The sequence below is a fragment of the Vreelandella massiliensis genome, assembly GCF_900155385.1.
GTDB classification, from domain to species: Bacteria; Pseudomonadota; Gammaproteobacteria; order Pseudomonadales; family Halomonadaceae; genus Vreelandella; species Vreelandella massiliensis.
The window spans coordinates 1,775,280-1,793,368 of record NZ_LT699745.1 but is presented as its reverse complement, the minus strand read 5'-3'; the positions used below and the strand labels follow the sequence as shown (position 1 = coordinate 1,793,368).

General features: G+C 59.8%; 17 protein-coding genes. All 17 read left to right on the top strand.

The window, feature by feature from the left end:
- The first annotated feature begins 17 nt into the window (after positions 1–17).
- The 17 genes from BQ9846_RS13045 (at position 18) to BQ9846_RS12965 (ending at position 18,086) form a co-directional block, all read left to right on the top strand.
- A complete protein-coding gene (locus tag BQ9846_RS13045; RefSeq protein ID WP_075881385.1) occupies positions 18–2,408 on the top strand; it encodes a Tex family protein in 2,391 nt (796 codons plus the stop codon).
- Between the two features lie 145 nt (positions 2,409–2,553).
- Positions 2,554–4,206 carry a glutamate--cysteine ligase gene (gene gshA, locus BQ9846_RS13040; protein WP_075881384.1) on the top strand — a complete coding sequence of 551 codons (1,653 nt, stop codon included), beginning with the start codon at positions 2,554–2,556 and terminating at the stop codon, positions 4,204–4,206.
- Positions 4,206–4,709: a disulfide bond formation protein B gene (locus tag BQ9846_RS13035; RefSeq protein ID WP_422821887.1), complete on the top strand. Its 504-nt coding sequence runs from the start codon at positions 4,206–4,208 to the stop codon at positions 4,707–4,709. The genes gshA and BQ9846_RS13035 overlap by 1 nt, the downstream gene beginning before the upstream one ends.
- 183 nt (positions 4,710–4,892) lie before the next feature.
- Positions 4,893–6,071 carry an acyl-CoA dehydrogenase gene (locus BQ9846_RS13030; protein ID WP_075881382.1) on the top strand — a complete coding sequence of 393 codons (1,179 nt, stop codon included), beginning with the start codon at positions 4,893–4,895 and terminating at the stop codon, positions 6,069–6,071.
- Positions 6,072–6,113: 42 nt separating this feature from the next.
- Entirely contained in the window at positions 6,114–7,337 is a 1,224-nt protein-coding gene (locus BQ9846_RS13025; protein WP_075881381.1) for a CaiB/BaiF CoA transferase family protein, read from the top strand.
- 66 nt (positions 7,338–7,403) lie between these two features.
- Positions 7,404–8,153, top strand: coding sequence for an electron transfer flavoprotein subunit beta/FixA family protein (locus tag BQ9846_RS13020; RefSeq protein WP_075881380.1), 750 nt, complete (start codon positions 7,404–7,406; stop codon positions 8,151–8,153).
- 27 nt (positions 8,154–8,180) lie between these two features.
- Positions 8,181–9,107: an electron transfer flavoprotein subunit alpha/FixB family protein gene (locus BQ9846_RS13015; protein ID WP_075881379.1), complete on the top strand. Its 927-nt coding sequence runs from the start codon at positions 8,181–8,183 to the stop codon at positions 9,105–9,107.
- Positions 9,108–9,365: 258 nt separating this feature from the next.
- Positions 9,366–9,977 (top strand): superoxide dismutase, encoded by a 612-nt coding sequence (locus BQ9846_RS13010; protein ID WP_075881378.1) that lies wholly within the window; start codon positions 9,366–9,368, stop codon positions 9,975–9,977.
- A 302-nt stretch (positions 9,978–10,279) separates the two neighbouring features.
- Positions 10,280–10,498: a glutaredoxin-like protein NrdH gene (nrdH, locus tag BQ9846_RS13005; RefSeq protein ID WP_075881377.1), complete on the top strand. Its 219-nt coding sequence runs from the start codon at positions 10,280–10,282 to the stop codon at positions 10,496–10,498.
- On the top strand, positions 10,495–10,899 hold the full coding sequence (gene nrdI, locus BQ9846_RS13000; protein ID WP_075881376.1) for a class Ib ribonucleoside-diphosphate reductase assembly flavoprotein NrdI: 405 nt from the start codon (positions 10,495–10,497) through the stop codon (positions 10,897–10,899). The genes nrdH and nrdI overlap by 4 nt, the downstream gene beginning before the upstream one ends.
- Positions 10,900–10,903: 4 nt before the next feature.
- The gene (gene nrdE, locus BQ9846_RS12995; RefSeq protein ID WP_083651615.1) at positions 10,904–12,985 is read left to right on the top strand and encodes a class 1b ribonucleoside-diphosphate reductase subunit alpha; all 2,082 of its coding nucleotides are present in this window, start codon (positions 10,904–10,906) and stop codon (positions 12,983–12,985) included.
- 9 nt (positions 12,986–12,994) lie between these two features.
- Entirely contained in the window at positions 12,995–13,975 is a 981-nt protein-coding gene (nrdF, locus tag BQ9846_RS12990) for a class 1b ribonucleoside-diphosphate reductase subunit beta (protein ID WP_075881374.1), read from the top strand.
- Positions 13,976–14,168: 193 nt separating this feature from the next.
- Positions 14,169–14,969 carry a DUF3450 domain-containing protein gene (locus tag BQ9846_RS12985; RefSeq protein WP_075881373.1) on the top strand — a complete coding sequence of 267 codons (801 nt, stop codon included), beginning with the start codon at positions 14,169–14,171 and terminating at the stop codon, positions 14,967–14,969.
- Positions 14,970–14,971: 2 nt separating this feature from the next.
- A complete protein-coding gene (locus BQ9846_RS12980; RefSeq protein ID WP_235818961.1) occupies positions 14,972–16,399 on the top strand; it encodes a MotA/TolQ/ExbB proton channel family protein in 1,428 nt (475 codons plus the stop codon).
- Positions 16,374–16,931 (top strand): MotA/TolQ/ExbB proton channel family protein, encoded by a 558-nt coding sequence (locus tag BQ9846_RS12975; protein ID WP_075881371.1) that lies wholly within the window; start codon positions 16,374–16,376, stop codon positions 16,929–16,931. Before BQ9846_RS12980 ends, BQ9846_RS12975 begins: the two co-directional genes overlap by 26 nt.
- On the top strand, positions 16,924–17,331 hold the full coding sequence (locus BQ9846_RS12970; protein WP_075881370.1) for an ExbD/TolR family protein: 408 nt from the start codon (positions 16,924–16,926) through the stop codon (positions 17,329–17,331). Before BQ9846_RS12975 ends, BQ9846_RS12970 begins: the two co-directional genes overlap by 8 nt.
- On the top strand, positions 17,328–18,086 hold the full coding sequence (locus BQ9846_RS12965; protein ID WP_075881369.1) for an energy transducer TonB: 759 nt from the start codon (positions 17,328–17,330) through the stop codon (positions 18,084–18,086). The genes BQ9846_RS12970 and BQ9846_RS12965 overlap by 4 nt, the downstream gene beginning before the upstream one ends.
- Positions 18,087–18,089 lie beyond the last annotated feature (3 nt).

Sequence of the window (18,089 nt, the reverse complement as noted above, 5' to 3'; positions counted from 1 at the left end):
TGAGTTAGTTGCGATATATGGATGTCAATCAGCGTATTCTCTCCCGTTTGGCCGATGAGCTAAGCGTTCGCCCGCAACAGGTATCGGCAACGGTGGCGTTGCTGGATGAAGGTGCTACGGTGCCTTTTATTGCCCGCTACCGTAAAGAAGTCACCGGTGCGCTGGATGACACACAACTGCGCCAACTTGATGAACGCTTGCGCTATCTGCGCGAGCTTGAAGAGCGCCGCGGTGCGGTGCTTGCCGCCATTGAAGAGCAGGGCAAACTCAGCCCGGAGCTTGCGCGCAAGATCGACGCGGCAGATACCAAGCAGCGCCTGGAAGATCTCTACCTTCCGTTTAAGAAAAAACGTCGCACCAAAGCGCAAATGGCCCGTGAAGCCGGCTTGGAGCCGCTGGCGGATGCGCTGCTTGCCGACCCCACGCTCGAACCCGAAAACGAGGCGGCGAACTACCTGCGCCCGGCCGAGGGGGAGACACCCGCTATTGAGGACGCCAAAGCCGCGCTCGATGGCGCCAAGCAGATTCTCATGGAGCGTTTCGCCGAAGACCCGGAGCTGGTGGGCCTGCTACGCGAACGCCTGTGGCAAGAAGGGGAGCTTTCGTCTCGCGTGCTGGATGGAAAGGCGCAGGAGGGCGCCAAGTTCTCTGACTACTTCGAGCACGACGAGACACTCTCCAAAGTCCCCTCACACCGCGCGCTGGCGATGTTTCGCGGCCGCAACGAGGGCGTGTTGAGCCTCGCCATTCGTTTGCCTGGTGAAGATGAAGCCGATGTGCATCCCGCCCAGGTCGCGATTGCCAGGCACGTGGGGGTGCGTGACGAAGGCCGCGCGGCGGATAAATGGCTCTCTGAGGTCGTGCGCTGGACATGGCGGGTTAAGCTCTACACCGCGCTTGAAACCGAGCTGCTGGGGCAGCTGCGTGAAAAGGCCGAACTCACCGCCATTGAGGTGTTTGCCGCGAACCTGAAAGACCTGCTGTTGGCGGCGCCCGCTGGACAGAAAGTCACGCTGGCGATCGACCCGGGACTGCGTACCGGCTGCAAAGTGGCGGTGGTGGATGCCACGGGTCAGTTTGTCGACCAAGCCACGATTTACCCCCATGCGCCGCAAAAACGCTGGGATGAGTCACTCAGTGAGCTTGCGCGCTTGGTGAAAAAGCACAACGTCGAGCTGATTGCGGTAGGTAACGGTACCGCCAGCCGCGAGACTGATAAGCTCGCCGCTGAGCTGGTGAAAGCCATGGCGCCCGAGCAGCGGCTGAGTAAGGTCATGGTGTCGGAGGCCGGGGCATCGGTCTACTCAGCGTCCGAGTACGCCTCCCGCGAACTGCCCGATCTTGATGTCACCGTGCGCGGCGCGGTATCGATCGCTCGGCGTTTGCAGGACCCACTCGCGGAGCTGGTGAAGATCGAGCCGAAATCGATCGGCGTGGGCCAGTACCAGCACGATGTCTCCCAGGTGCAGCTATCGAAATCGCTCGAAGCGGTGATCGAAGACTGTGTGAACGCCGTGGGGGTGGATTTGAACACCGCCTCTAGCGCGCTGCTTTCGAGGGTGGCCGGGCTCTCGACCACGCTTGCCGAGAATATCGTCGCCCAACGCAACGCCAAGGGCGCTTTTGCCAGCCGTAAAGCGCTTTTGGACGTCAGCCGGCTGGGGCCGAAAACCTTCGAGCAGTGCGCCGGCTTTTTGCGCATCCCCCAGGCGGAGAATCCGCTGGATGCCAGCGCCGTTCACCCGGAAGCCTACCCCTTGGCCGAGCGCATTGCCAAACAGAGCGGGCGTGAGCTGCGTAGCCTGATTGGCGATAGCGCCGCGTTGAAAGCGCTCAAGCCGGCCGATTTTGCCGACGAGCGTTTCGGCGTGCCGACCGTGACCGATATCATCGCCGAGCTGGATAAGCCCGGCCGCGACCCGCGCCCTGAGTTTAAGGCCGCCGAGTTCCGCGAGGGAGTGGAAACCCTCAACGACCTGAAACTGGGGATGGTGCTCGAAGGCACCGTGACGAACGTGACCCATTTCGGTGCTTTCGTGGATATCGGCGTGCATCAGGATGGCTTGGTGCATATCTCCGCGCTGTCTGATCGCTTTGTCGAAGACCCACGCAGCGTGGTCAAAGCCGGGGATATCGTCACCGTGAAGGTGATGAGCGTGGATATCCCGCGTAAGCGTGTGGGGCTCTCCATGCGCTTAGACGATCAGCCGGATGCCGAAGCATCCGCCCAGCAAAACGGTAGCGCTAACACCCGCGCTGACGCCGGGCACGGCAAGGCCGGTCAGGGGAAATCAGGTCAAGAAAACACGCGTCGCGGTAAGCGTAAAACTACCCAACCGGCGCAAGATAGTGCCCCTGTGGGCGCCCTCGGCGCGGCACTGCTCAAAGCGCGGCAGGGCAAGTCGTGAGCACGTAATAGCGTGAATTGATTAGCCTGTTACCTTGATTGTTGCGTTAATGGCGCCATATCCTGCGCTTTATGCGTCGCCGTGGCGACAATCGCTGAGTTCACCCAGCCCGCTGTTGCGGGCTTTTCCACAAGGAGTGTTCACCTTGTCTGAACCTCTCACTGTACCGCCATTTTTAGCCGCTAACGTGGCGCGCCTGCTCCCCATCGCCCGTGAGGGGCGCTTGGGGCGTTTGCGTCGTGGGATTGAGAAAGAGGGGTTGCGCGTCGATACAGAAGGTCATATCGCCCAAACCCCGCACCCGAAAACGCTCGGCTCCAAGCTGACCCATCCGCATATCACCACCGATTACTCCGAGGCGCTGTTGGAGTACATCACGCCGGTTTACTCGCAGCCGCGTGAAGCGCTGGCTTTTTTGGGTGATCTGCAGGCGTTCAGCTATCGCTATCTTGAGGATGAGTGGATCTGGCCGGCGAGTATGCCCGCACGTTTGAGCGGCAACGACAGCGTGCCGATTGCTGACTACGGCACCTCTAACATTGGCACCATGAAGCACGTCTACCGCAAGGGGTTGGACGTGCGTTATGGACGTATCATGCAGGCGATTGCCGGCGTGCATTACAACGTCTCGCTGCCGGATTCAATGTGGCAGGTGCTGCAGACATTGGAAGGGCAGGAGCGCGTATCGCTGAACGACTACCGCTCGACGCGTTACTTTGGCTTGATTCGCAATTTCCGTCGCCACAGCTGGCTTTTGCTCTATCTTTTCGGCGCCTCGCCGGCCATCGATAAGAGCTTTTTGCCCCGCGGTGATGCGCCGGAGACGGTACCCGAGAAACTGAAGCCCCTGGATGACGAAACCTATTACGCGCCTTATGCCACCACGCTGCGCATGTCGGACCTGGGCTATCAGAACAAGGTGCAGGAGCAGCTGAAGATCTGTTTCAATTCGCTGTCCAACTACGTGAACACCTTGCGCCATGCGATCTCCTCGCCGTGGCCCGATTACGAAAAGATGGGCGTGAACGTCGACGGCGATTGGCGTCAGCTCAACGCTAACATTCTGCAGATCGAGAACGAGTACTACAGCGATATTCGCCCCAAGCGGGTCACAAAGCACAACGAAACACCTAGCCAAGCGCTGGAAGCGCGCGGCGTGGAGTACATCGAGGTACGCTGTCTGGATCTGAATCCCTTCGATCCGCTCGGCGTGACCGAGACGCAGATTCGTTTTATCGACGCCTTCCTGATGTGGTGCTTGCTCAGCGAAAGCCCCTGGATCTCCGATGAGGAGTGCGATCGCCTGGACGATAATCGCCGCTTGGTCGTCGAGCGGGGCCGCGACCCAAGGCTTACGCTGACTCGCGATGGGGAAGCCACCAGCGTGGGGGCTTGGGGTGAGCAAATTTTTGCCGAGATGAACGAAGTGGCCACGCTTCTGGACGCCACGGAAGAGGGCGCTCCTCACGCTGAAGCGATTGCCGCGCTCGCGCCGAGCTTGCAAGACCCGGCACTGACGCCCTCGGCCCAAATCCTGGCGCGCCTTGAGCAAAACGAGGTCTCATTCAGCGAGTTGATGCTGACCTTGGCCAAAGAGCAGGGTGAGCAGCTACGCCATCAGCCCATGCTGCGGGCCCGTGAGGCGCTTCTGGACCAGCTGGTGGAAACCTCGCACCAACAGCAGCGTGATATTGAAGTCGCCGATCAAGAGCGCTTTAGTGACTTTTTGGCGGACTACTTTGCCAGTGCGCGAGAGAACCGCGCGCTCACATCATTGCACAACGAGGCGTCTTCCTGATGCTCGCTTCCACACGCGCCGTGGCACTGGCGGGGTTTGCGTTTTGTGTGCTGATGATGGCGGTGGCGCTCGCGCTTGAACATATTGGGGGGCTTGCCCCTTGCCCGCTGTGTATTTTTCAGCGGGTGGGGGTGATCGCCACCGCCATTGTGCTGGCGGTGGCGGCGCTGCATAACCCGTCTGGACGCATTGGCCGGGCTTTTTATGGGGTGTTGAGCTTGATCACCGTGGCGGGCGGTGCCTTTGTTGCCGGGCGGCATGTGTGGCTGCAGTCACTGCCCGCCGATGAAGTCCCCAGCTGCGGCCCCAACCTTGACTACATGATGGACATGCTGCCGCTACAAGACGTCGTTGCGATGGTGCTCACCGGCTCCGGTGAGTGCGCCGAGATCGACTTCACCCTGTTAGGGCTCTCCCTTCCTGCCTGGACTCTTGTCGGCTTTTTACTCCTGGCCTTGGCGCCGCTGCGTCTACTGTGGCTTGCCATCAAGGCGCGCGCTTAACTCGCTTTTATATTTTTTCACCATCGGTTAAACCTCTACGCCCGGCCCCTGCACTTCGTGTGCAGGGGCCGTGTCTATTGGCGATGCGCAAAAATATTTTGACGATTTGTAAAAATGTAGATATTTTCTACATAGGTGCTTGGCGCACTACCTATCGCCGCTATCAGCCGAGGAGCTACTAAGATGAGCCGTTTTAATTGGGATGACCCGCTACTGCTGGAGCAGCAGTTGACCGACGAAGAGCGTCAGATTCGTGACGCCGCCTTTGATTACTGCCAAGAAAACCTGCAGCCGCGGGTCTTGTCAGCGTTTCGTGAAGAGCGCTTCGACCGGGAGATCATGTCGGAAATGGGCGAACTCGGCCTGTTGGGGGCGACGGTGTCGCCGGAGTACGGCGGTGCGGGCGTTAATCACGTGGCCTACGGCCTGATTGCGCGTGAGGTTGAGCGGGTTGACTCCGGCTATCGCTCGGCCATGAGCGTACAGTCGTCGCTGGTGATGTACCCCATCGAAGCCTATGGCTCCGAAGAGCAGAAGCAGAAGTACTTGCCCAAGCTTGCCAGCGGTGAGTGGGTCGGCTGCTTCGGCCTCACCGAACCCGACCACGGGTCGGATCCTGGCTCGATGGTCACGCGTGCCGATAAAGTGGACGGGGGCTATCGCCTCACCGGCGCCAAGATCTGGATCACCAACAGCCCGATCGCCGACCTCGCGGTGGTATGGGCCAAGTCCGCCGCCCACGGTAATCAGATCAAAGGCTTTATTGTAGAGCGCGGCACCGAGGGCTTCAGCGCGCCGAAAATCGACGGCAAGGTCTCTTTGCGCGCGTCGATCACCGGTGAAATCGTGCTGGATAATGCCTTCGTGCCCGAAGAGAACCTCTTGCCCAATGTTAGTGGTCTCAAGGGTCCATTTGGCTGCTTGAACAAAGCGCGCTACGGCATCGCCTGGGGCGCGATGGGCGCCGCGGAGTACTGCTGGCACGCCGCGCGTCAATACACGCTGGATCGTAAGCAGTTCGGTCGACCGCTCGCCGCGAACCAGCTAATCCAGAAAAAGCTCGCCGACATGCAGACCGAAATCACCTTGGGGCTGCAGAGCGCGCTTCAGGTAGGGCGACTGCTCGATGGCGGCAACTGGGCGCCGGAAATGATTTCACTGATCAAGCGTAATAACTGCGGTAAGGCGCTGGATATCGCCCGTGTTTCACGCGATATGCACGGCGGCAACGGCGTGTCGGATGAGTATGGTGTGATCCGCCACATGGTGAATTTGGAGTCGGTGAATACTTACGAAGGCACGCACGATATTCATGCGCTGATTCTGGGGCGGGCGCAAACCGGTCTCCAAGCCTTTTTCTGATTCTTTCACCTTTTTGTTACGTTCTCAGCGCAGGAGTGAAGCATGGCAGGTCCTTTACAAGGGTTGCGCGTACTTGACCTTAGCCGCGTGTTGGCGGGGCCCTGGAGTACCCAGATTCTGGCGGATATGGGGGCTGAGGTAATCAAGATTGAGCGGCCCGGCAGCGGCGATGATACGCGCCAATGGGGGCCGCCTTGGTTCCAGACCGATGATGGCAGCGAGACACGAGAGTCCGCGTATTACCTCGCTGCTAACCGCGGTAAGCACTCACTGACGGTGGACATCAGTCAACCGGAAGGGCAGGCGCTTATCCGCGAGATCGCCACTCAATGCGATATTCTGGTCGAGAACTTCAAAAGCGGCGGCCTGAAAAAAAAGGGCCTTGACTACGCTACGCTCTCGGCGCTCAATCCCGGCTTGATCTACTGCTCGATCACGGGCTTTGGCCACACCGGGCCGATGGCCGAAATGGCGGGTTACGACTATCTTATTCAAGCTCAGGGCGGGTTGATGAGCATTACCGGCGCGGCGGACGGCGAGCCGGGCGCCGGCCCGAAACGCGTGGGCGTGGCGGTGGCGGATCTCACCACCGGCATGAACGCGACCATTGCCATTCTCGGTGCCCTTTATCACCGCACCCAGACCGGCGAAGGGCAGCACATTGATATGGCGCTGCTCGATGTCCAAGTGAGTTGGCTCGCCAATCAAGCGCAGAACTACTTTTGCAGCGGCAAACCGCCGACGCGCACCGGCGATTATCACCCTAACCTCGTGCCGTATCAGCCGTTTCCCACCGCCGATGGTGAACAGATCATTATTGCCATTGGCAATAACGGCCAGTTTCAGCGTTTCTGCGCGGCCATCGGTCACGGGGAGCTTGCCGACGACGCGCGCTTTGCGACCAATTCTGACCGGGTTAAACACCGGGTAGCGTTGATTGAGCGGTTAGTGAGTGTGACCAAAACACGTACACTCAAAGAGTGGACGGTACTACTCAACGACATTGGCGTGCCCTGCGGCCCCATTCAGGATATCGGCCAGGTCTTTGACGACCCGCAGGTACAGGCGCGCGGCATGCAGGTAACGCTTGATTCCGCTCATGGGCCGGTGAAGGGCGTGGCCAACCCGATTAAGTATTCAAAAACGGCGCTCGAATACCGCAAAGCGCCTCCCACGTTGGGCGAAGATACGGCTGTCGTGCTTGAGCGCGTGCTGAAAAAGTCGGCGAGTGAGGTCGAAGCGCTCAAGAAAAAAGGCGTGGTGTAGCGCCCGTCGCAAAAGTAGGCTCCCCAACCAGGCTCCATCCCACAACCCGTATGCAAGAGGTGGCTGATGAAAATTCTCGTCGCGGTGAAACGCGTCATCGACTACAACGTCAAAATCCGCGTCAAGCCGGATAACAGCGACGTTGATCTCACCAACGTCAAAATGGCCATGAACCCCTTCTGCGAAATCGCCGTGGAAGAGGCTGTCCGCCTGAAAGAACAGGGCGTGGCGACCGAGATCGTGGCGGTCACCATCGGCCCCAAACAAGCCCAAGAGCAGCTGCGCACCGCGCTTGCCCTGGGCGCCGATCGCGCCGTTCACGTTCAGACCGACGAGCGCGTCGACTCGCTGGGCGCGGCCAAGGCCTTCGCCAAACTGGTGGAAGACGAGCAGCCGGGCCTGGTGATCCTGGGCAAACAGGCGATCGACAGCGACAACAACCAGACCGGTCAGATGCTCGCCGCGCTCACCGACCTGCCGCAGGGCACCTTCGCCTCCGAGGTGAAGGTAGAGGGCGAAAAAGTCACCGTCACCCGGGAAATCGACGGCGGTCTTCAGACCCTTGAGCTCTCGCTGCCTGCCATCATCACCACCGACCTGCGCCTGAACGAGCCGCGCTACGCCAAGCTCCCCGACATCATGAAGGCCAAGAAAAAGCCGCTGGACGTCAAAACCCCCGACGACCTCGGTGTCTCCTTTGCAAGCCACGTCAGCCTGGTCAAGGTCGAGCCGCCCGCCGAGCGCAAAGGCGGCATCAAAGTGAGCTCCGTGGATGAGCTGATCGACAAACTCAAAAACGAAGCCAAAGTCCTGTAACACGGGGCGTTGAGAGGAGCGTAACGCATGAGCATTCTGGTACTGGCTGATCTTCACGAAGGCCAACTCGCGGGCGCTACCGCCCATGTCATCGCCGCAGCCCAGGCAATCGGCGGGGATATCGACGTCCTCGTGGCCGGTGAGAACGTCCAAGCCGCCGCCGACGCCGCGGCAACCCTCGACGGCGTCACTAAAGTGCGCGTGGCCGATAACGCCGTCTACGCCCACCAGCTCGCCGAACCCCTGGGCAAACTGCTGGCCGAGCTTGCCGGCGACTACACCCACGTGCTGGCGGCGGCCTCCACCACGGGCAAGAACGTGATGCCGCGCTTGGCCGCGCTCAAGGACGTCGCCCAGATCTCCGACATCATTGCCGTGGAGAGCGCCGACACCTTCGCCCGCCCGATCTACGCCGGCAACGCCATCGCCACGGTCAAAAGCGACGACACGCTGAAAGTCATCACCGTGCGCCCCAGCGCCTTTGACGGCGTTGAAAGCGGCGGCAGTGCGCCCATCGAAGCGGTCGACGTGGTGGTCGAGAATACTCAGTCGACGTTTGTCAGCGAAGAGCTGGCCAAATCCGACCGCCCCGAACTCGGCGGCGCCAAGGTCGTGATCTCGGGTGGCCGCGGCATGGGCAACGGCGAAAACTTCAAGCTGCTCGACGGCATCGCCGATAAGCTAGGGGCCGCCATTGGCGCCTCGCGCGCGGCGGTGGACGCCGGCTTTGTGCCCAACGACATGCAGGTGGGCCAGACGGGCAAGATCGTGGCCCCCGATCTCTACATCGCGGTGGGCATCTCGGGCGCCATTCAGCACCTGGCGGGCATGAAAGACGCCAAGGTGATCGTGGCGATCAACAAAGACGAAGAGGCCCCGATCTTCCAGGTCGCGGATTACGGCTTGGTGGCGGACCTGTTCGAGGCGCTGCCCGAGCTTGAAAGCAAGCTGTAACTGATTGAATTATTCAACCTCTTCAAAGCCGGCTTGCTCCTAAAGCCGGCTTTTTTCTGCGCGACAAATTCGATAAAGTACCAATAGTTGACTAAAATACCCGGATAAACGGTGAGAACTCATCGGGGTAGTTGAAATCTCGCTGCGGCGACCGCACTTACTCACTAGCGATAGAGATCGCAGAGGACATAAGATCGCAGCAAAAACAGTAGCAAGATCGCATAAACGCAACATAAGCCACTCAAGGAGATGATCAACATGGCACATACTCTTCCCGAACTTCCGTACGCTTACGATGCACTTGAGCCGCATATCGATGCGACGACAATGGAAATCCACCACTCCAAGCACCACAACACCTACGTCAACAACCTGAACGCCGCACTGGAAGGCACAGGGCTTGAAGACGTTCCCGTTGAAGAGCTGATTGCGAACCTGGATCGCGTCCCGGAAGAGAAGCGTCAAGCCGTGATCAATAACGGAGGCGGTCACGCCAACCACTCCATGTTCTGGCAGATGATGTCGCCCAAGGGTGGCGGTCAGCCGCATGGCGATGTGGCAAAAGCCATTGATGATGAGCTAGGCGGCTTTGATGCGTTCAAGGATGCGTTCAAGAAAGCAGCGCTGGGTCGTTTTGGCAGCGGCTGGGCTTGGCTCTCCGTCACCCCTGAAAATAAGCTAGTGGTTGAGAACACGCTTAACCAAGATAGCCCGATCATGCACGGCAACACGCCGATTCTGGGCCTCGACGTCTGGGAGCATGCCTACTACCTGAAGTACCAGAACAAGCGCCCGGACTACGTTGAAGCCTTTTTCAACGTGATCGACTGGGACGACGTTGAGCGTCGCTATCAGGCTGCCAAGGCGTAACCCCTCCCTTGTGATTTAAATCACAACGGCCCTTACGACACGTAATGGCCAGGTAAAAAAGCCGTCTGCCAATGCAGGCGGCTTTTTTTTTACCTAACCTTCTCCTGCTTTTCGAAACAGCACGGCCCGGCTTGAAAGCATCTCTCAGGAATGATGAGAAAAATTAATCCCCTACAACATAGTGTACCTGTTGAAAATTTAAAGCACTACATATATGGTATGTAGCGTTTTGAACCTCAGTCTAATACTACATGTTGTGCCTTGGCGACACTTAAATAGTGGCGTTAAGCAAGGGGAGAGTCATGTCTATTACCGTCTACAGCGCGTCTTCTTGTGTGCAGTGCAAAGCGACCTATCGAGCGTTAGAGCAACAAAATATTTCTTATACCGTTATCAATGTGGATGAAACACTATCAGCTAGGGAGGAGCTAAAAAAGCTCGGCCACCGCCAACTCCCCGTTGTCGTGGCCGGCGACCAACATTGGTCAGGTTTTCAACCCGACCGCATCAAAGCCCTATGACCCAGGTCATCTACTTCTCAACGAAGTCCGGTAACACCCGGCGCTTGGTCGAGAAGCTCCAACGGGATGCCCAGCGCATCCCGTTTGAGTCTGGGGAGCCCACTCCGGTCGCTACCCGCCCCTACATCCTGATCTTCCCCACCTACGGCGGGGGCGAGGTGAAGGGTGCGGTACCCAAGCCGGTGATCCACTTCCTCAACGACGAGCGTAACCGCCGCCTGCTGCGCGGCGTGGTCGGGGCCGGCAATACCAACTTTGGCACCGCCTACTGCCTGGGCGCCCACATCGTGGCGCGTAAGTGTCAGGTGCCGCTCCTCCACTGCTTTGAACTGCTCGGGACGCCAGAAGACGTCGCCACCCTTCAACAGGAGATAGATCGTGTCCGACTACCACTCTCTTAACGCCATGCTGAACCTCTACGATGACGAGGGTAAGCTGCAACTGCACAAGGACAAGGAAGCTGCCCGCCAATACTTCCTGCAGCACGTTAACCAAAACACCGTGTTCTTCCACTCGCTGGCAGAAAAACTCGACTACTTGGTAACCGAGGGTTACTACGAGCAAAGCGTCCTTGATCAGTACGACTTCACCTTTATCAAGGCGTTGTTCAAGCAGGCGTATGCCTACAAGTTCCGCTTCCCGACCTTCCTCGGCGCCTTCAAGTATTACACCAGCTACACGCTCAAGACCTTCGACGGCCGGCGCTACCTGGAGCGCTTCGAGGACCGCGTTTGCATGGTGGCGCTCACGTTGGCACAGGGCGACGAACTACTGGCCATGAGACTGGTGAACGAAATGCTCACCGGCCGCTTCCAGCCGGCCACGCCCACCTTCCTCAACTGCGGCAAGAAGCAGCGCGGCGAGCACGTCTCCTGCTTCCTGCTGCGGATCGAGGACAACATGGAGTCCATCGGTCGCTCGATCAACTCGGCGCTACAGCTCTCCAAGCGCGGCGGCGGGGTGGCCTTCGTGCTCTCAAACATCCGCGAGGTGGGCGCCCCGATCAAGCAGATCGAGAACCAGTCCTCGGGCATCGTACCGATTATGAAGCTGCTGGAGGATTCCTTCTCCTACGCTAATCAGTTGGGTGCCCGCCAGGGGGCCGGCGCGGTTTACCTCAACGCCCACCACCCCGACATCATGCGCTTCCTCGACACTAAGCGGGAAAACGCGGACGAGAAAATCCGCATCAAGACGCTGTCGCTGGGCGTGACCATTCCCGATATCACCTTCGAGCTGGCCCGCAACAACGACGATATGTATCTGTTCTCGCCTTACGACGTCGAGCGCGTCTACGGTGTACCTTTCAGCGACATCTCGGTCACTGAAAGGTACCACGAGATGGTCGATGACCCGCGCATCCGCAAGACGAAGACCAACGCCCGGGCATTCTTCCAGACCGTGGCCGAGCTGCAGTTCGAGTCGGGCTACCCGTATGTGATGTTCGAGGACACCGTTAACCGGGCCAACCCCATCGAGGGCCGGATCAACATGAGTAACCTCTGCACCGAAATCCTGCAGGTCAACAAGCCGACGACCTACCACCCCGACCTCAGCGTCGACGAGATCGGCGAGGACATCTCCTGCAACCTGGGCAGCCTGAACATCGCCAACGTGATGGATAGCGGCGATATCAGCGGCGTAGTGGATACCGCGGTGCGCGGCCTAACCGCCGTGTCCGAGATGAGCCGCCTGGAAAGCGTCCCGTCCATCGTCCACGGCAACGACAAGGCGCACGCCATCGGCCTGGGGCAGATGAACCTGCACGGCTTTTTGGCCCGCGAGCACATCGAGTACGGCAGTGAGGAAGGCATCGACTTCACTAATATGTATTTCTACTGCATCACGTTCTGGGCGCTGGTGGCATCTAAAAACCTCGCTAGGGAGAGGGGTAAGCCCTTTGAGGGGTTTGAGACCTCGGCCTACGCCGATGGTAGCTACTTCGACAAGTACATTGATTGGACGTGGATGCCCAGGACAAAGCAAGTGCGGAATCTACTAGAGAATTGCGGCGTCACACTGCCAACGAAGCGTGATTGGGAAGTGTTGAAGAGTGACGTCATGGCCTACGGACTCTACAACCGCTACCTCCAGGCCGTGCCGCCCACCGGCTCGATCAGCTACATCAACAACGCCACGGCCAGTATCCACCCGGTTGCTGCCAAGATTGAGGTCCGCAAGGAGGGCAAGCTCGGTCGCGTTTATTACCCGGCACCGTTCCTTAACGACGAGAACGCCGAGTTCTTCAAGGACGCCTACGAGATCGGCCCCGAGAAGATCATCGACACCTACGCCGCGGCCACGCAGCATGTCGACCAAGGTCTCTCGCTGACGCTGTTCTTCCCCGATACCGCCACCACCCGGGACATCAACAAGGCGCAGATTTACGCCTGGAAGAAGGGCATCAAGACGCTCTACTACATCCGCCTGCGCCAGAGTGCGCTGGACGGTACCGAAGTCGAAGGCTGCGTGTCGTGCAGTTTGTAAGGAGTCACCATGTTATCAAGAGTTAACGCCATCAACTGGAACCGCCTTCAGGACGACAAGGACCTGGAGGTATGGAACCGCCTGACCAGCAACTTCTGGCTGCCCGAGAAGGTGCCGCTGTCCAACGACATCCCGTCTTGGCAGACCCTGACCGCGGCCGAAAAACAGCTCACGATCCGCGTGTTCACCGGGCTGACCCTGCTCGACACCATCCAGGGCACCGTAGGTGCCCCTACTCTCATGGCGTCAGCAGTGACGCCTCACGAAGAGGCGGTCTACACCAACATCGCCTTCATGGAGTCGGTTCACGCCCGGTCGTACAGCTCGATCTTCTCCACACTCTGCTCCACCCGGGAGGTCGATGACGCCTTCCGCTGGAGTGAAGAGAACCCCATGCTGCAGAAGAAAGCCAACCTAATAGTAGATAGGTACCGGAAGGCACCCGCTGAGGAGTTAAGCGATATTGGGGTGATGAAGCAGCAAGTGGCCAGCGTGTTTCTGGAGAGCTTCCTGTTCTACTCCGGCTTCTACTTGCCCATGTACTGGTCGAGCCACGCCAAGCTCACCAACACCGCCGACCTGATCCGGTTGATCATCCGCGATGAGGCGGTGCATGGCTACTACGTCGGCTACAAGTTCCAGCAGCGCTACAACAAACAGCCTGCTGCTGTTCAAGAGCGAGTCAAAAAGTTCGCCTTTGAACTGATGTTCGAGCTTTACGACAACGAGGCCAAGTACACCGAGTCGCTCTATGACGAGGTAGGCCTGACCGAGGACGTGAAGAAATTCCTGCACTACAACGCCAACAAAGCCTTGATGAACCTCGGCTTTGAGCCGCTGTTCCCCAAGAGCACCACGGACGTGGACGCCACCATCATGGCCGCGCTCTCCCCGGGCGCCGACGAGAACCACGACTTCTTCTCCGGCAGTGGTTCCAGCTACGTGATCGGCAAGGCAGTGGCGACGGAGGACGAGGATTGGGATTTTTAGTGGGCACTTGGGGTAGTAATGACAAACCGACGCTAATGATAAATATTGTCATTTATTGAGAAAATGGTACTCTGTAGCGATAAACGAAAATCGTTACTGAATCTAAGGCGTTATTATATGGCCGGCGACTAATATTAGTCGCCGGCACGCCTTTGCCATCTTCTTTACTTTGATATCGGGGCGGAGAGTGAACGTGATCAGCAGGCTTTGCGTAGCGCTATCGGGCACGGCTATCGCCTGTAGCGTACTCAGCGCACCTCTAATGGCGAGCGAGGACATTGTCCTTGAGGGTGTGGAAGCACAACAAGTGCAAGCGGCGCTGCAGGCGCAGATCGATGCAGCGGACGAACAGACCCGCGCTACCTTGGAAGAGTTGCGCCAGCTCGAGCGCGAAACGCGGCTGTTGACGCGGGAAAATAGCGCGCTTTCCGAGCGTTTGAATGCCCAGGCGAGCCGTCAGCAGCGTATGTCAGACGCGCTCGATACGCTGGAAGAAACACGGGCGGCACTACCGCAAATAGAAGCCGACATGGCACGTCAGTTGACCCAGTGGATCGAGCGAGATCTGCCGTTTTTGCAAGAGGAGCGAATGGCGCGCGTCGAATCAGCCGAAAGTCAGGGGCTTGAGAGCGTTGAGCGTATCGGCGAACTGCTGAGCGTGTGGCGTCAGGAGCTCGTCTATGGGCGTGAGGTGGATACCTGGCGCGGTCGCCTGACGATCGAAAGCGGCGAGCGCGAGGTGGATTTTCTCCGTATCGGGCGTATCGGTTTCTACTATCTGAGCCCCGATGGCCGAGAGGGGGGCCTTTGGCTCGCCGAAGAGGCGCGCTGGCAGCCACTAGAGGAACAAGGTCGGCGCGAAGTCCGCAATGGCATGCGTATCGCCAATGATCAACGCGCCCCGGCACTCTTGACCCTACCGCTCTCTGTTGCCGTGTCTGAGCCATCCGACAGCGCGTTAGCGGCTGAACGTGAATCAGGGGGTGAGCAGTGAGCGTGAAGAGATCATCCCGTGTAACAACCCTGGTGATGGCACTGCTGCTGGGGCTTTCAATCGGCACGGCCGTTACTGCCCAGGCGCAGGACGGGGCACAGCCTCAAGAGCCGAGCCAGGCACAAATCGACAGCGATGAGGTGGTTTCGCTGCGCGAGGCCCGTGAAGCTGCAGAACTTCGCGACCAGCAACGCCTGATGCGCCTGCTGGAGAACGAGGAGGCGCTGGCGCTCGAGCTGGAACAGGCGCGTGAAGCGCACCAGGAAGCCGAACGCAAACAGCAGTTGCTAAGAATGCAAGAGGGCGCGCAGGCCGTGGTCGAGGCGCACTTGTCCGCCCGCCAGAGCGAGCAGGATGACACCATGGCGGGGCTGTTGGATGAGCTCAAACGCCACGCCAGCGAAGTCCGCAATGCGCTGGGAGACGACAGCTGGCTGACGCTGGGCGAGACCTTATTGCCGCCGCGTCTGGAAGAAGCTGATGTGCTGGAGCGCCAGCACGTTGAAGTCGTGGTGGACAGCCTGGCCTCTCTGACGGCGGCCACTGGTCGAGCAGAGAAATTGTCGTTGCCGGTGGCGGATACCAGCGGCGAGGTGGCCGAGCGGGAGGTTATTCGCTTAGGAGATTTCGCGGCGTTCACTCCGCAAGCGCTACTGCGCCCCGGTAATGACAAGGAGCACCTGGCGCTCCTGTCGGATACGCCCGCGGAAGTGCAATCGTGGCTTTCGCCCTTCGCGGCGGGCGAGAGCCGCACCATGGCCATTGATCCCACTCAGGGAAGCGTATTCGCTGCACTGCAGCAGCGGCCCACGCTGATCGAGCGTTTCCACCAAGGGGGGTATGTGGGTTACGTCGTCGTGGCCCTGGGTGCGGTAGGGCTGCTGGTGGCGCTCATACAGTATCTTTACCTGGTCGCGGTGAGTATAAAAGTACGCCGCCAACGTCGCCAGCCCGACACACTGGCGGCGGACAACCCCCTTGGCCGCGTGTTGCTACGCTTCGCGGGGCTCGATAAGCACTTGCCGCCCGAGGCCCTGGAGGCGCGCCTTGACGAAGCGGTACTGGCGGAGCTTCCGCGCATCGAGCGAGGCCAGCCGCTGGTCAAGCTATTGGCTGCGATTGCACCACTACTAGGGCTCTTGGGTACCGTCACCGGTATGATCGTGACATTTCAGTCGATCACCGTGTTTGGCACCGGTGACCCGCAACTGATGGCGGGTGGGATCAGCCAGGCGCTGGTTACAACGGTCTTGGGGTTGGTCACGGTGGTGCCGCTGCTGTTTGCACAAACGGCGCTATCGAGCCGAAGCCGAACGCTGACACAGGTGATCGAAGGGCAGGCCAGTGCTGCCTTGGCTGATCATCTCGATTCCCATGCCACCCCGACAAGCACGGAGGCCGACGATGCTCGCTCTGCCTCCCAGGCTTGAGGCCCTTCAACCCGAGCCGGTTGAGCGGCTGATAGAGGCCGGCGGCCCGGTACTGGTGCTGCTTGGCGTCGTCGCGGTGGTGGTGTTTGCGCTCGCCATTGAGCGTTGGTGGTTCTACCGTATTACGTGGAAAATCGCGCGCCGGCGGCTGGTGCGCCGCTGGGCCGCGCGTCGGGACCATCGCAGCTGGAGCGCTCACACGCTGCGCGATGTCTGGGCGCAGGAGCTTGTGGCGCGCCTGCGCCGCCCCTTGCCGTGGCTCAAGCTTCTCGTGGCACTGTGTCCGCTGCTGGGGCTTTTGGGCACCGTCACCGGTATGATCACCGTCTTTGATAGTTTAGCGCTGAGCGATACGCATCAGGCGCGTGCAATGGCCGATGGCGTGGCGCGGGCCACGCTGCCAACGCTCACCGGTATGGCGATAGCAGTTGTTGGGCTTTTGTTCATCAGCCGACTTGAGCATGTGATACGCCGCGAGGATCAGCGCCTGCACGACCGTTTAGCCCAAGCGTTGGAGGAGGATCATGCGTAGACGCCGTTCCATGGAGTCCACCGCTGAAAGCACTGAGGTGAACCTCACGCCGATGCTGGATGTGGTGTTCATCATGCTGATTTTCTTTATTGTCACCACCAGCTTCATCAAAGAGAGCGGCGTGGAAATTGAACGCCCCGAGTCGAGCGCCGCGACCCCCCGGCCCGATGCCCAGGTACTGGTGGCGGTCACCCCGGAAGGGGCGGTATGGGTTGATGGCAAGCCGGTCGACCTGCATCGCGTCGGGCAGACGGTGGCCGATATGGTCACCGATGAGGGCTCGGTTGTCATTCAGGCCGATCGCGATGCGACCACCGGGGTGTTGATCGAAGTCATGGACCGTCTGCGGAGCGCCGGTGTTGAGCAGGTGGCGGTGGCGGCCAGCCGGGGCGAGCGATGATTCGTAGCGGCGTGTCGTTGCTCTCGGGGCTGTTTCTGGCGCTGGGGCTTCTATGGCTGCTGGCGCTGCTGGTGGCGCCCCCGGAAGCGGATCCAGAACCCGTGCAGGAGATGGCCATGACGCTGGTGGAGCCGCCCCCGCCCCCAGTGCAATCCCAGACGCCGCAGCCTAAGACGCCAGCGGTCGAAACACCGCCTCCTCCGGCGCCGTCCCCTTCGCCGGTGGCTGAAAGCCAGATCGAGATACCCGAGATGGAGGTGCCCGATACGCCTGAGCCGCCCGTTGAACTCGATCGCCGTTTGCCTGAGTTGGATGTGGCGCCCGAGCCGGAGCCCGAACCGGAACCCGAGCCCAGGCCGCAACCGGAGCCCGCGCCTGAACCCGCACCCCGTGAGTCAGTGAGCGAAGAGCGTGCTGTGACGCAGGAGTCGGCTCAAGGGGAGAGCGCGAGCCAAGAAGTCGCGAGCGACAGTACATCCAACGAGCCAGTAAGCGTAGGCGAAGTTTCGCCCGCCAATCGCGTTAATCCAGAGTACCCCTCGCGAGCGCAGCGGCGCGGTTTAGAGGGTTTTGTCGAGATGCGCTTCATTATTCGCCGCGATGGTAGCGTGGAGGCATCCTCGATCGACGTCACCCAGGCCCGGCCGCGCGGCGTATTCGAGCGTGCTGCCCGCGAGGCCATTGCGCAGTGGCAATTTGCGCCCAGCGGTCAGCGCAGGCTTGCCACTCAGCGCATCGAGTTTCAGCTGAGGTAATAC